Source organism: Parafrankia colletiae (assembly GCF_001854655.1).
Taxonomy (GTDB): domain Bacteria; phylum Actinomycetota; class Actinomycetes; order Frankiales; family Frankiaceae; genus Parafrankia; species Parafrankia colletiae.
Window position 1 is genome coordinate 88,593 of record NZ_MBLM01000131.1, and the last position, 13,192, is coordinate 101,784.

General features: G+C 71.4%; 9 protein-coding genes and 2 pseudogenes. 5 read left to right on the forward strand and 6 right to left on the reverse strand.

The genetic code is table 11. The features are described from left to right. Positions 1-2: 2 nt before the first annotated feature. The gene (locus CC117_RS21825; protein ID WP_071087065.1) at positions 3-1,013 is read right to left on the reverse strand and encodes an iron ABC transporter substrate-binding protein; all 1,011 of its coding nucleotides are present in this window, start codon (positions 1,011-1,013) and stop codon (positions 3-5) included. Between the two features lie 121 nt (positions 1,014-1,134). Next, positions 1,135-3,942 carry an AMP-binding protein gene (locus CC117_RS21830; protein WP_071087068.1) on the reverse strand — a complete coding sequence of 936 codons (2,808 nt, stop codon included), beginning with the start codon at positions 3,940-3,942 and terminating at the stop codon, positions 1,135-1,137. A gap of 669 nt (positions 3,943-4,611) precedes the next feature. Between CC117_RS21830 and nifV the strand changes: the two genes are divergently transcribed. After that, a complete protein-coding gene (gene nifV, locus CC117_RS21835; protein WP_071087107.1) occupies positions 4,612-5,865 on the forward strand; it encodes a homocitrate synthase in 1,254 nt (417 codons plus the stop codon). Here nifV and CC117_RS21840 read toward each other — a convergent pair. Next, positions 5,837-7,831: a serine/threonine-protein kinase gene (locus tag CC117_RS21840; protein ID WP_321572629.1), complete on the reverse strand. Its 1,995-nt coding sequence runs from the start codon at positions 7,829-7,831 to the stop codon at positions 5,837-5,839. The genes nifV and CC117_RS21840 overlap by 29 nt on opposite strands. Before the next feature lie 281 nt (positions 7,832-8,112). Here CC117_RS21840 and CC117_RS21845 point away from each other — a divergent pair, with 281 nt between their 5' ends. The 4 genes and pseudogenes from CC117_RS21845 (at position 8,113) to CC117_RS39250 (ending at position 10,890) form a co-directional block, all read left to right on the forward strand. Next, entirely contained in the window at positions 8,113-8,604 is a 492-nt protein-coding gene (locus CC117_RS21845) for a VOC family protein (RefSeq protein ID WP_071087072.1), read from the forward strand. 294 nt (positions 8,605-8,898) lie between these two features. Beyond that, positions 8,899-10,092 (forward strand): acyl-CoA dehydrogenase family protein, encoded by a 1,194-nt coding sequence (locus CC117_RS21850; RefSeq protein WP_071087074.1) that lies wholly within the window; start codon positions 8,899-8,901, stop codon positions 10,090-10,092. Positions 10,093-10,418: 326 nt separating this feature from the next. Further along, positions 10,419-10,559: pseudogene (locus CC117_RS40620) on the forward strand (phosphotransferase); the annotation flags it as partial. Between the two features lie 76 nt (positions 10,560-10,635). Further along, the gene (locus CC117_RS39250) at positions 10,636-10,890 is read left to right on the forward strand and encodes a hypothetical protein (protein ID WP_071087076.1); all 255 of its coding nucleotides are present in this window, start codon (positions 10,636-10,638) and stop codon (positions 10,888-10,890) included. A 197-nt stretch (positions 10,891-11,087) separates the two neighbouring features. Here the strand turns inward: CC117_RS39250 and pip are convergent, their stop codons facing one another. The 3 genes and pseudogenes from pip to CC117_RS39260 all read right to left on the reverse strand — a co-directional run. Next, positions 11,088-12,008, reverse strand: a complete 921-nt coding sequence (pip, locus tag CC117_RS21860; RefSeq protein ID WP_071087078.1) for a prolyl aminopeptidase — start codon at positions 12,006-12,008, stop codon at positions 11,088-11,090. A gap of 86 nt (positions 12,009-12,094) precedes the next feature. Further along, a pseudogene (locus tag CC117_RS40625) lies at positions 12,095-12,214 on the reverse strand (hydrolase Nlp/P60); the annotation flags it as partial. A 390-nt stretch (positions 12,215-12,604) separates the two neighbouring features. Continuing rightward, positions 12,605-13,192, reverse strand: a 588-nt coding sequence (locus CC117_RS39260; protein WP_241830308.1) for a hypothetical protein, incomplete at its 5' end; no start/stop codon positions are given.

A 13,192-nucleotide genomic window follows, 5' to 3' on the forward strand; every position in this document is an offset into this window, starting at 1 on the left:
GGTCAGAGCAGATCGGCCTGTCGCATCAGCTCGATGACCCGTGGGCCGTTGAGGGTGGAGATGTCGATGTCGGGGGCGTCGAGGTCCGCGAGCGGCGGCAGGGCCGGATTCGCGGTGACCTGGCCCGACACCGGGTACTCCAGCGCGCCGCTGTCGACCAGTGCCCGCTGCCCGGCCTCGCTGGTGAGGAAGCTGACCAGCCGCTGCGCCTCGGGCTGGTGGTCGCTGGCCGCGACCACGCCGACGCCGGAGACGCTGAGGAACGCACCCGCGTCCTGGTTTTTGAAGTAGTGCAGGTCGACGTTCCGACTGATCTCGCCCGACTCGGCCTGGTCCTGGTACCAGTAGTAGTGGTAGATCACGGCGGCGGGCACCTCACCGGCGTTCACGGCCCGCAGCGCGGCGATGTTGTTGTCGTAGATCTTCGCGTTGCGCTTCAGTCCGGCGAGCCAGTCCGCGGTGGCGTCCTCGCCCTCCACCGCGAGCACGGCGCTGACGATCGCCTGGAAGTCGGCGCCGCCGGCCGCCACGCCCACCCGCCCCTGCCACTGCGGCCCGGACAGGTCGGTGATCGACGCCGGTAGCTCGTCCTCGGTGACCTGCTCACGGTTGTAGATGAACACCGTCGACCGCGCGGCGAAGCCGGTCCAGGCGCCGGAGCTCGGGACGTACTGGTCGGGCACCTGGTCCAGAGTGGCGCGGTCGAGCGGGCTGAATCCGCCGGCCCGCTCGACCAGGGTCATGGCCGGGGAGTTCTCGGTGGCGAAGACGTCCGCGGGCGAGCTGTCACCCTCCTGGACGAGCTGGTTGGCCAGCTCGGCGTCGCCACCGGAGCGCATCTCGACCTTGATGCCGGTCTCCTCGGTGAACGCATCGAGGAGCACCTCCATCAGATCCCGGTGCTGCGCGTTGTACAGCGTGAGCGTCGGCCCGTCGTCCCCGCCGCACGCCGACAGGCCCCCCACGAGGCCGGCTGTCACCAGCACCGCCAGCGCTCTTCCTACCCTGCCCATCGGGCTCCCCTCGCCTGCTTCGCGGACGACTCCGACCTCGACAACTCTCAGTAGTTGCCGCAAACCTCACTAGCTGGTCAGACGTGTTATTGGAACGTAAACCCGCTACAGCGTGTTGAAGTTAGCCGATCCTTACCTTGGGTTCCAAGAGTGTGGGAAGGGACACATCCGGCGGGGACGGGCGCGCGGCAGGGATCTCGGCGAGGGTGTCGCGGTCCGGCGCGCGGAGCGGACCGACGGCGCGCGGCGGAGTCCGGACGTGCACCAACAGTCGACGGAGCAGAACCGTCACCTGGGTCCACGCCTTCCAGGTCACGAGGCCTACCGCGAGCGAGGCCACCAGGGCGGGCACCGGATGGTCGTCCTGCAGCGCGGGAAACACCTGCCAGTGCGTCAGGTAGATGTAGAGCGAGCTGCTGGCCAGCAGGCCGATCAGCGAGCGCACCGGGCGCGGGCAGGGCAGGCCCCTGACCCAGAGCAGCAGCATCAGGCCGCCGAGGATGACGTCCTCCCGGCGCGAGTTGGCGAAGAACCCCGGAACGGTCAGCAGCGCAAGCGCCGTCACGCCGAGGCGTCGCCACACCGTGCTCGCCGCCGCGGCGGCCCAGCCGAGCGCGAACAGCCAGAGCACGGCCACCGACGTCTGTGTGTCGCGCGGCCCTGGTGTGAGCTCCACCAGGTCGAACCGGGTGAGCAGACCGGCCGCGAGGACACCCACGGCAAGCCCGAACGGGAAACGTCGCTGTAGCAGGTCCACCGCCGGCACGGCGAAAAGCACGGCGAGCGCCAGCATGATCTGGACCAGCGCCTCGATGAACCAGAACTCCCACGGTGGCCCGGCCTGCTCGGACCCGAACACGCTGTTGAGCAGCACGATGTTCGCGAACCCGTGCTCGTTCATCACCAGCACGAGCGCGGTGATGAACAGCATGCTGGGAACCACCAGGTGCACGACACTGCGCAGCATCCCGCGCACCCGTTCCGGTCGCGGCGCCGACGTCAGATGGAACCGGGCGAAGTTGTAGCCGGCGACGGCGATCAGCAGGTGCGCGCCGCCGAGGATGCCGCCGACGGCGTCGAACGTGTTGGCATGCGTGCCGACGACCAGCACGATCGCGATGGCGCGCAGGACGACAGTCGTCTCGATCGAGCCCAGCCGCGCCCGCCCACGGCGTGCGGACGGGGCCAGGTCCCGCAGGGCAGTGGTGGGCCAGTCGGCGGGCAGGTTCCCGAGGACCTCCTCCAGCCGCAGCGACAGCTCCACGTAGGTCAGCGAGTCGCCGCCGAGACTCACGAAGGTGCTGTCGTCGGTGATGTCGCCCTCGTAACGGCCGAGCCGGTCGGCGAACAGCCTGCGCACCGCGGCGGCGGCGGCGGTGGCGGTGGCGGTGGCGTCGTATGGCTCCCCCGGTCCCGGGGGCGGGGACGGCCGTGGGACCGCCTTGTCCGCGGCACGGACGACGCCCTGGACCGCGACGAGGTCGAGCTTGCCGTTGGCCAGCCGGGGCAGCGTCTCCCGGTGGTGGATCCGCACCGCGCTCTCGGGCAGCCGGCAGGTCCGCGCGACCAGCTGCCGGACAGAGGCCGCCGCGGCGACGTCAGCACCGGCGACCGGGCCGCCTCCGGCGACGCCGGAGCCGGCGTCCGGGGCCGTGCCCTCCACGACGACGTGAAGGGCACCGTCATCCGTCGCGCAGCAGCCACGGAACCCGTGGCCGGCAAGCATGTCCTCCACGTGCTGGAGATCGATCCTGAGCCCGAAAAGCTTGCCGAACCTCGTGCGCCGGCCCACGATCTCGTACAGGCCCTCGGCGGTGCGCCGAGCCAGGTCCCCCGTGCGCAGCTCGTCCAGTGTCCTGCCGAGCGCGAGGTCGGCCGCCGTGTGCGCGTAGCCCATCATCACGTTGGGGCCCGAGTACACGAGTTCCCCCACGTCGTCGGCGTCCGCGACGCCCCGGGTGTCCTCCGCCACCGGCTCCAGCCGGAACGATCCCCCCGGGACCGGAACGCCGATGGCGTGCGGATGCGTGACGGCGAGGTGCGGCGGCAGGTAGGCCATCCGGGCGGTGGCCTCCGTCTGCCCGTACATCACGACCAGATCCCAGCCCTGGCGCTGCCCCAGCCGGGCATAGCGCGCGACCCGGTCCGGCGCCAGCCGTCCCCCGGCCTGGGTGACGTAGCGCAGGTGCGGCAGAGCCATACCATCGAAACCGGCCCTGTCGAGCAGGTCGAACGTGTAGGGAACAGCGGCCAGCGATGTGGCGCGCGCGGCGCGGAACAACTCCCAGAAACCGCGGTCCACCACTGACATCGACGTAAGAATCAGCGTGGCCCCGCGCACCAGGTGGCTGTGGATGACCGACAGTCCGTAGCAGTAGGACATCGGCAGCGTCGTCGCGGCGCGGTCACCGGGTCCGATCCCGAGGTACTCGGCGATCGACTCCGCGTTGGCCCGCAGATTCGCGTACGACAGGCGGACCAGCTTCGGCGAGCCTGTCGACCCGGACGTGCTCAGCAGCAGCGCCAGCTCCGGGTGCAGGGTGTGCGCGGAGCCCACACGCCGTCGCTCGGTCCGTGCCACGGCGCCCACGGGACGGACGACCACGTCGGGGTCGTAGGCCTCGACCAGGGCATCGACCGACATCGCGTTGTCGCCCGGCGCGAGCAGGACCACGTGCCCGGCGGACAGCGCCGCAAGGTACATGACCAGGATGTCGGTCGTGTTGGCCGCCGCGACCAGCACCAGCCGCCGTCCACCCGTCACGCCGCCGCCGTCGAGCTGCTCGCGGGCGTCGGCGACCCGGGACGCCAGCTCCCGGTAGGACAGCTCGCCCTGCGCGGTGATGATCGCCGGGTGCTCGCGGTGCCGAGCCAGCGCGGACGCGGAGAAGGCGGAGAAGCCCGGACGGAGTGGAACAGCCCATGTCACACGAGCAAACTACAAGTGAAGCAAGGTTATCTTAAGTCCCCGATTGTGTGACATAGGGCCCGAGGTGATGCTGCCACGATAGCGGATCACCGCAGGTCACGGGGGGCACGGGGAGACAGGGAGGCGCCGCGGGCGTCCGCGCCGACGACCAGTCACCGCCTGGTGCCCCACCCGACCAGGCGACGTGTTCCTGGAAGCCCGCGCACGGCCCCGGCCCGGCCCGGCCCTCACAGCGAGCACCCGGCTCCCTCGGCCAGCACCCTGGCCCGGCGCATACGAAATCCAGGTCCCATTACCGGCGGTTTCGGTTTCCTGCACGAGACGCGTGACACTGCGCACCGTGCGGAAATCCCGCCGACGCCCCCGTCCCGGTGTTCACCAGACCGCCCTCCGACCCAATACCGGCCGATCAATCTCAATGCCCTTCATCGGACCGTTTTCTTTTCCCGACGCCAGTCTTGCTTTTATCCTGCAGGACAACGTTCTCGCTCTCGCGGAGATTATCCTGTTAACCTTGTCGCTACCGTGCGGTCCTCGCGCGAAATCGGCGGACCATAGGGTCTCAACGACCCCGGCGCCACCAGCCCGCCCGACCAGGGAGGCGCGGCAGGCCGGAGCGCCAGTTCTGCTTCGGGTATTTCACAGCCGCCGAAAGTGCCGGTGACCATCATGACCAGTGACAGGCCGTCCCACCCCCGTGAACCGCAATCCGCGCCGCTGGTGCGCTTCTGCGACACCACGCTGCGCGACGGGGAACAGACTCCAGGGGTCGCCTTCACCGCGCAGGAGAAGATTGCGATCGCGCTGGCGCTCGACGCGGCCGGCGTGCACCAGATCGAGGCCGGCATTCCGGCCATGGGGCCGGGCGAGGTGGAGGTCATGCGCCGCATCGTCGACATGGTCCCGCGCGCCGGGGTCGTCGCCTGGTGCCGCGCGGACCGCCGTGACATCGACGCCGCCGTCTCCAGCGGCGTCCCCGCCGCGCATCTGACCATCCCGGCCTCGGACCTGCACCTGCACACCAAGCTCGGCAAGGACCGGGCGTGGGCCCGCGCCCGCGCCCGCGACTGCGTCGCCGCCGCCGTCGACCGCGGCCTGCGGGTCAGCGTCGGGTTCGAGGACGCCTCCCGCGCCGACGACGCCTTCGTCACCGACCTGGCCGGGGAGCTGCGGGAGCTCGGCGTGATCCGGTTCCGCTGGGCCGACACGGTCGGCGTGGCGAACCCGATCGACCTGCACGCCCGGCTCCGGGCGCTGCTGGATGCCGTTCCCGGCGACTGGGAGATCCACGCCCACGACGACTTCGGGCTGGCGACCGCGAACACGATCGCGGCGGTCCAGGCCGGCTTCACCTGGGTGAGCACCACCGTCGCCGGGCTGGGTGAGCGGGCGGGCAACGCGCCGATGGAGGAGGTCGCGATGGCCCTGCGCCACCTCCTCCGGCTGCCGCTGGATCTGGACCCGGCCGCCTTCCGCCCGCTGGCCCGTCTCGTCGCGGACGCCGCCCGCCGCCCGGTGCCCGCCGGGAAGGCCGTCGTCGGCGAGGCCGTGTTCGACCACGAGTCCGGCATCCACGTCCACGGCGTGCTGCGCGCCCCGGCGACCTACGAGCCGTTCGACCCCGCCGAGGTCGGCGCGTCGCGCCGTCTCGTGCTGGGCAAGCACAGTGGACGGGCGGCGGTGCGGCACGCGATGGACCGCGACGGCATCGACGCCCCCGACGAGGACCTGGAGCCGATCGTCGGCCTCGTCCGCGACCATGCCACCGCCCACAAGCAGCCGCTGAGCAGCGAGGAGCTGCGGACGCTGGCCCGCCGGGTCGCGACCCAGCGGCTCACGCCAGCCGGGTCTCGACCTGCCGCGTCGCGACCTGCCGGGTCCGCCTCGTCGCCGGTCAGGGGCCCGGGCGGAAACTGGCGATGATCTGGCGCAGGACCTCGGAGTTCGGGTCCCACTGCTCCGCGGGAATCCGCCAGCGCAGCGCGTACCCGTGCCCGTTGCGGACCACCGCGTAGTCCACGGTGTGCACCGTGCGGCCGTTCGAGGTGGACGTGAACTCCCAGATCGCCGCGGTCGTACCGGCACCGCCGTCAGCCGGCCGGATCGACACCAGCTGGTAGCCAGCGGTGCTTCTCCGGACGGAGGGTTCCTGCTGCTGCCAGGCCCCGATGGCGGACGGGCCCGCGGCCGCCTGGGTCTCCACCAGCAGTTCGGGGAACCCGCCGGGGGCGGCGAACAGCTCGCGGGTCGGGCTACGACGGGAGTACTGCCAGCCGCCGGGCACGGCCACCGACCAGCCGGCCGCGCCGCGGTGCGTCGCAAGGCCGGCGGGAGCCGGCACCGGCTCGGTACTGCTCGGGATCACCGCGCCGATCTCGTCCAGCTCGGGGACGGCATCCCCCGCCGGGGCGGGTGTCGTCGCCGGCGGGGCCGACCCGCTCGCCGCGGGGGTCGGTGCCGCCTCGCCGCCTCCGGATCCCGCCGTGGCGCCCGGCGTCGGCGCCGCGGTGGCGGACGGCCGGGCGGTCGTTCCGCCGTCCGTGTCGCCGGAGCCGCTGGTCAGCACCAGGCCGAGACTCGTGCCCCCGATCGCGAGCAGCGCCACGAGGACCAGCACCAGCACGGTTACCCGCCGGCTCCACCGGCGCCCCGACCCGTCGGGCGAACCAGACCGGCCGAACGGGTCCGCCAGATCGGACGGGCCGCGCCCCCGGCCGCCCGCCGAGGACCGGCGGCCGGTCCGGACGGGCACCGCACCGGCGCCCGCCTCGACGACCGTGGCCGCGAGCAGTGGCTCGACCCGCCCCTCCGCCGCCGGCACGTCCGCGTCCTGGGCCTGGGCAGCACCGGCGAAGGCGGCGGGGTGGGAACGAGAATCGACATCCGCATGGCCGGCGTCCCCGCGGTCGGCGTCTCGGCGGTCGGCGCCGGCCAGGTCCCGCTTGTGGCTCCGGCTCCGGTTTCGGCTCCGGTCGTCGTCCCGCTCGCGCTCCCGCTCCTCCTGGTCCACGCGCTCCGGCTCGTGCCCGTCGAGGCCCCGGGCCGGGCCGGGCTCCGCGTCGGCGATCCGGCGCAGCAGTACCCGAGCCTGCGACAGCGACGGACGCCGCCGCGGGTCCGGGTTGAGCAGCTCGGCCAGGACGGGGCCAAGCGGGCCCGCGTACCGGAACGGACGCCGCCGGTCCTCGACGATGGCCGCGAGCGTCGCCAGCGCGCCCTCCCCGGCGTACGGTGATTCACCCTCGACCGCCGTGAACAGCGTGGCTCCCAGGCCCCACACATCGCCCGGCGCCGCGACCCGCGAGCCGCGGGCCCGCTCGGGCGGGATGTAGGCCGGCGAGCCGACGACGATGCCGGTGCTGGTAAGCGCCGGGTCACCCTCACTGACCGCGATGCCGAAGTCGGTGAGCCGCGGCTGCCCCTCCGGCGTCACCAGCACGTTGCCGGGCTTGACATCCCGGTGCACGACACCGGACCGGTGCGCCGCCTCCAGCGCGTAGGCGAGGCTCACCCCCATCCGGGCGACCACCGCCGGGGCGAGGCGGCCCTCCTCGCGGATGACCTCGGCGAGCGAGCGGCCCTCCACCAGCTCCATGACGATCCACGGCGAGCCCTCGGACTCGATCACGTCGTAGACGGCGACGAGGCCCGGATGGCGCAGCCGGGCGGCGACCCGTGCCTCGCGCAGCACCCGTTCCCGGGCGATCGCCAGCTCCTCGTCGGACGCCACCGGGGGCAGCCGCACATGCTTGATCGCCACCGGGCGGCGCAGCAGCGTGTCCTCGCCCTCCCGGACGATTCCCGCTCCTCCACTGCCGAGGATCCGCCCCAGCCGATAGCGGCCGGCCAGCAGGCCGGCACGGTCCGTGGGGCGGTCGTTGCGCGTCACTGGCTCCGCCTTCTCCGGCACGTCCGAATTCTCCCGTACTACCCGCCCCATTGGTCCAGAACCGGCACGACACGCCCGCGCGCCGACCCGGGGACGCCACCCCGGCCACACCAGCACACCCGCGCGGCCACCTGGCCACCCGGCCAACGCACAGCCACACCGGCAGGTTCGGCACCGACCGATGAGTTCACGCACACCGTCTGGTCCTACCTCGGACGGGCATGCGTGAGCCCCCTGCGGAACTTACGCGATGCCGCCGCGACGACCACAAGGAGCCAGCAATGYCGCGTACCGTTCCCTGCCTGTGGTTCGACACCGAGGGCGAGGAGGCCGCCCGTTTCTACGTTTCGGTGTTCCCGAACTCGGCCATCACCGCCGTCACCCGCTACGGGCCGGGCGCGCACCGCCCGGAGGGGCTCGCCATGACCGTCGCCTTCACCCTCGACGGCCGGGAGTACACGGCGCTCAACGGCGGGCCGGAGTTCACCTTCTCGGAGGCCGTCTCGTTCCAGATCCTCTGCGCCGACCAGGCTGAGGTCGACCACTACTGGGAGCGTCTCACCGACGGCGGCAAGGAGGGCCAGTGCGGCTGGCTCACCGACCGCTACGGCCTGTCCTGGCAGGTTGTTCCCACCCGGCTGATCGAACTGGTCAGCGACCCGGACCCGGACCGCGCCGCCCGCGCCACCCGGGCGATGCTCGGCATGGTCAGGATCGATGTCGCCACCGTCGAACGCGCCGCGGACGGCGGCGAGCAGCACGGCGGCAAGTAACGGCAAGTAACACGGCGGCGAGCAGCACGGCGGGCGACATTCCTGCCGGCGGCCGCGCGACGCGAGTCCGTCCGTGGGGGCGGCGAGGCGGCAGGGACGCCACCGCAAGGGGCGTAGGTCGGTCACCGGCCCCGTCTCCACGGCACGAGGACGGGCCGAACGGCATCCGCAGAAACGGAACATTCTCACGCCCAGCCGTGAGACTGCGGAAAAGTGCCTACCATCGCGTTGTAGATGCGGATCCCTCCGGCCCCGGCCGGTCGCCCGCGCTCGCGACGACACGGCGGTTGGTGAATGACACCCCTCTCCCCGGCCCAGGCCGACGAAACCAGGACATGGCTGTCCCGGGTCGAGAACGTCAGCGGCCTGCTCGCCGAGAAGCGGGCCCAGGCCGAGCAGGACCGCGCCACCCCCACCGCTGTCATGGACGCCCTGCGGGCCCAGGAGTTCCACCGGATGTGGGTCTCCCACTCCTTCAGCGGTGCGAACGTCAGTCTGCGCACCGGCTCCGCAGTGCTCCAGGCGCTCGCCCGGATCGACCCGTCGGCAGCCTGGCAGATGGGCGTGCAGGGCGCGATCGGCCGCCTCTCCGACTACCTGCCCGACAAGGTCGCCGCCCGACTGTTCTGCACCAGCCGCGGCCTCGTCGTCGGAGGGGTCAACCCGACCGGCGAGGCGGTGCCGGTGCCGGGCGGCTACCGCGTGCGCGGGACGTGGTCGTTCGCCAGCGGCGCGACACACGCGGACTGGCTGCTCTGCGCCGCCGTGCTCGCTCCCTGCACTTCCGGCTCATCGGGCGGGCAGCGCGGCCAGGACGGTCCGGCCCCGATCCGCATGCTGTTCATCCCCGGCAGCACGGCGTCCTTCATCGACGACTGGCACTCCCTGGGCCTGTGCGGCACCGGAAGCGGGAGCTTCACTGTGGACAACGTCGTAGTCCCCGAAAGCCACTCCGTCGACGGGTCGCTGCTGCGCCGCCCGCCGGCCGTGCGGCGCACCCGCGGCTACGCGATCGCCTACTACGACTTCGCGCCGTTCACCACGGCCTCCACCGCGCTCGGCATCGCCCAGCAGACACTGGACGTCTTTCGGGAGCTGGCCGGCCGTACCGTCCCGGCCCGCTCGACGCACGCCCTCGCCGACAGCGCGACCGTGCACGCCACGTTCGCCCGCGCCACCGCGCTCGTCCGGGCGGCCGAACTGGTCCTCGCCGACGCGGCCGACCAGGCGATGGCACACGGGGAGACCGGCGGTGAGGAGCTCAGTGGTGTCATCCGACTGGCCGCGGCGAGCGTCGCGGAGAACTGCGTCTCCGCGGTGACCATGCTGCACACCGCCGCCGGCGCCGCCGCGCTGCGTTCCGGCGACGACCTCGACCGCTGCTTCCGCGACATCCACACCGCGGCCCGGCACATCACCCTGGCCACGACGAACTTCGAGATGGTCGGCGCGCACCTCTTCGGCGGCCCGCTGCTGATGCGTCGGTAACCCGTGGACGGGCCGGTCGTCCTGCGCTGGAGCAGGCAGGCCAGTTGAGTTGCGAGGTTGCCCTCGACGACCGCCTGGTTGGGAACATCGAAGATCGCACCCTGCCTATCCTGGATCTGTGGAGCTGCTCGGGTCGGGGCGTGACTCCGACGTCTTCCGTCTTCGCCCACGGGCCCGGCACGGTTCTGCGGCGCTACCGCGACGGGAGGTCCGCGGTAGCGGAAGCCGAGGTGGTGCGACGGCTGCACGGGTTGGGTTATCCCGTTCCGGCGGTGCGGGCCGTCGCGGGTCCCGACCTGGTGATGGAGCGGGTCGACGGCGTGACGATGGCGCAGAAGCTCCTCACTGGCGACCTTCCGCCGCAGAGTGGAGGCGAGCTGCTCGCCGCTCTGCATGACCGGTTGCACGCACTGCCCTGGCCGGGCGGTCAGGCCCTCCTGCATCTCGACCTGCACCCGGACAACGTGATGATGGGGCCGGTCGGGCCGGTCGTGATCGACTGGGCCAACGCCCGACCAGGGCCCCGCGGGGCTGGACGTGGCGATGACGGCACTGATCCTTGCGCAGGTGGCGGTGACGCCTGGGGCGTTGCCCGTGGCCCCGGAACAGGCCGAGCAGACGCGCAACGGCTTGATCGTCGTGCTGCGCGCATTCGCGGCGGCGGCCACGACTCCGTACGCCGCTCACCTGGCCGACGCCGAGCTCCTCCGTCGTCGAGACAGGCACCCGCAGCCCGGCGAACTGGCCTACCTGGCCGATGCAGTCATCCTGGCCCGGAACATCAGCCCTGCCTCCTGAGAGGCCCATCAAGATCATTTATGGCGATACCGCGCCGTCAACACCGTTGACTATCTTGACTGCCAGGTTCCCGCGTTTCTCGCGGACCACCCGGAGGCCATCCGCGAGGTTCTCTGATCTCGTCCGCGTCCAACAATACGAGTACGCGGGCGACCTGGACGTACGTTGAGCCAAGGCCGGAGAGGGGCGTGGTCCAGTCATTGCTCGGCGAATCCGCTGAGGGCGCGGTGGATCTGGCCGCGCATGGTGTCGCTGCCGGTGTGCCCCGAGTCTGTGATGGGGACGAGTTCGGCGTCGGGCCAGGCGCGGGCGAGTTCCCACGCGGTGCGGAACGGCCCGCCCAGATCGTGGCGCCCGTGGATCAAAACCCCAGGTATCCCCGCCAGGCGTCCCGCGTTACCCAGCAGGATGCCCTCCTCCAACCAGGCATCGTGGGAGAAGTAGTGCGTGCAGATGCGGACGAGCGCGAGCCGGGCTGCCAGCGGCCGGCCGCTGTAGGCGTTCCGCTTTCCGTTCGGCTCCAAGGAGATGACCGCGTCCTCCCAGGCGCACCACGCGTCGGCCGCCTTGACACGTACCTGCGGGTCAGGATCTCCCATCAGGCGTGCGTAGGCTTTGACAACCCCGCCCTCGCTGTCGATCTCGGTCTCGGAAGCGGCACGGAAAAGATCCCACTCCTCGGGGAAGAACCGTGCCACCCCATTATAGAGCCAGTCGATCTCCGAGCGCCGCGTCATGGTGACACCGGGAATTACGATCTCCGATACTCGGTCCGGGTGGCGTTCGGCGTAGGCGAGGATCAATGTGGACCCCCAGGACCCTCCGAAGAGAAGCCATTTTTCGATACCGAGGTGCCGGCGGAGAAGTTCCATATCAGCGAGCAGGTGTTCCGTGGTGTTGAAGCTCATGTCAGTGGCAGGGTCGCCGGCGTTCGGGGTGCTGCGTCCGCAGYCGCGCTGGTCGAACAGCACCACCCGGTAGCGATCCAGACGCGGAAACCGGCGGGCACCGATCGAGCATCCCGATCCCGGCCCACCGTGGACGACGAGCGCAGGTTTCCCGTCCGGATTACCGCAGGTCTCCCAGTAGACAAGATTCCCGTCGCCGACATCAAGCATGCCATGCTCGTACGGCTCAATCGGCGAGTCTCGCTCCACCACAGCCCACCCCCTACTCTCCAGCGGATGACGGCTCCCCCACGAGGAGCGTCGATCACGTGAATAGCAGAGATCGCGATCCCGACGTGCGCGACGTGCGCGACGTCATCAGGTCCGGCGCCGAAGAACACCAGGTCTTCCGGCTGCGGGGACGAGCCCACGGGCACCGGCGGTCCCGCCCGGTACTGTTGCTGGGCGGTCCGCGGCAGCCCGACACCGGCTGCCGCATGGCGGCAGGAGTCAGACCCGAACAGTCAGACCCGCCGATGACCCCGACCTGGCCGCCGGGTAGTTCAGTCAACTGGGGACCCTGGCCTCCCACGGCCGATGGGATCGCACCGGTTTTGCTGTGATGGGGTTGGTGTCCGAGCCGCCAGGGGTCGAGCAGGAGCACGCCCACCCCCCGAACTTGGGCTCCATGGAAACGCCGGTCGGTAGCCGAGCTCGCCCCTCACAGCACGGCCAGGGACGTCGCGGCGGGTCTCCACCTTCGTTGACCCAGCGACCGACCGGGGACGCGATCCGCCGTAGCCCCGCCGTAGCCGCCGGATCGACGCCTAGTGGTCTTCGGTGTTAGTTCGTCGGTGATCGGTGGCGTCGGGTAGGTAGAGACCGGCTGCGAGATCGAGAGCCGCTTCGGCGGTGCCGGTCCAGGTTCCGTCGATCAGGACGGAGTCGGCGTAGTCGTCATGGCTGGCGCGCCAGATGGCGAAGCCCCAGCTGTTGGCATAGCCGACGTAACGCAGCCGGCACAGCGGCTGGTTGTCTCCGTCGGGGCCGGTCGCGTCGATGTAGGCGAACCGGCCCCGGTAGCGGGTGGAGACCTGGCTGATCCCGGGCCACTCGCTGGCCGCGTGGGCAGCGAGGCGCTGACGCAGGGAGATCTTCGTCGATTCCGGGATACCGGCCACGGCCTGATTGTGGCCGGGGCTTCGGGTGTGGTTGCCCCGGGGGCGTGGTGGCGGGGCGGGTGTGGTGTGATCCGCCCGGTAGGACGTGATGGTGTCGCGTCGCGCTGCTCCGATCACCCTGACCGACGCGGATCGGGTGGTACTGACCGCCCGCGTCCGTTCCCGGACCGTGCCTCGCCGGGACTGGCTGCGCGCGAGGATCGTGCTGGCCGCGGCCGATGGGGCGGGGAACAC